Genomic DNA, 1,299 nt, shown 5'->3' on the forward strand with positions numbered 1-1,299 from the left:
CTGCTGATTCCGCTCGATGTCGCCCACCATTCCGGAATGATCTCGCCCACCGTTCCGATTTGATGTCGCCCACCATTCCGGGATGATGTCGCCCGGGGTGACGAGGCCTCTTCTGGCTCCGCTACGGTCCCGTCTTTCGGCTTTGCGAAGGGGGACCTTGATGCCGACGGAGAGGTTTGCGATGCGCCATGTGCGCGATGTGATCAGATTGAAGTCGGCCGGGATGCCGACCCGCGAGGTTGCGCGGCGGGTCGGCACGGCCCCTTCGACGGTGCGGTTGACGATCCGCCGGTTCGAGGCGGCGGGGCTGACCTGGCCGTTGCCAGACGACGTCACCGACACGGTGCTGGAGGCCCGACTGTTTGCCAGCGCCGGAGCCGGTGCGGGCACCCGGCGGGGCCATCGGCGGCAGGCCGAGCCGGACTGGGCGGCGGTGCATCGCGAGCTCAAGCGCAAGCACGTGACGCTGTCGATTGTGTGGGAGGAGTACATCGCGGGCGAACCCGGCGGGTATCGCTATTCGCGGTTCTGCGAGCTCTACCGGGCCTGGGAAGGCCGGCTGTCGGTGACGATGCGCCAGTCGCATGCGGCCGGCGACAAGCTGTTCGTCGACTATGCCGGCGACGGCGTCCCGGTGGTGATCGACCGGTTCACCGGCGAACGGCGCACCGCGCAGATCTTCGTCGCGGTGCTGGGCGCATCGAGCTTCACCTACGCGCAGGCGACCTGGACGCAGGGCCTCGCCGACTGGATCAGCGGCCACGTCGGCGCCTTCGAGGCAATCGGCGGCGTGCCGGCACTGCTGGTGCCGGACAACACCAAGGTCGCGGTGATCAAGGCCTGCCTCTACGATCCGCAGATCAACCGCAGCTACGCCGATATGGTGGCGCATTACGGCACCGCCATTCTGCCGGCCAGGCCACGACGGCCACGGGACAAGGCCAAGGTCGAGCAGGCGGTCCTCATGGTCGAACGCTGGCTGCTCGGACGGCTGCGCCACCGGATCTTCCACAGCCTCGCTGAGGTCAACGCGGCGATCGCCGAGTTAATGACCCGGCTCAACGAGGAGCGGCCGATCCGGCGGCTCGGCGTCACCCGCCGCAAGCTATTGGAGGAGATCGACCGGCCGGCGCTGAAGGTCTTGCCGGAGAGCCCTTACGTGTTCGCCGAGTGGCGGATCTGCCGGGTCAGCATCGACTATCACGTCGAGGTCGAGGCGCATTACTACAGCGTCCCGCATCGCTTCGTCCGCGCCGAGGTCGAGGTGCGCTTCACCGCCCGCACCGTGGAGATTTTCCA

1 protein-coding gene is annotated in these 1,299 nt (G+C 67.5%); it reads left to right on the forward strand.

The features are described from left to right. Positions 1 to 181: 181 nt before the first annotated feature. Positions 182 to 1,299 (forward strand): IS21 family transposase (gene istA / locus XI06_RS12935; RefSeq protein WP_271605487.1); only part of this gene is annotated, 1,118 nt, incomplete at its 3' end.

Source organism: Bradyrhizobium sp. CCBAU 11434 (genome assembly GCF_028128895.1).
GTDB lineage: Bacteria > Pseudomonadota > Alphaproteobacteria > Rhizobiales > Xanthobacteraceae > Bradyrhizobium > Bradyrhizobium zhengyangense.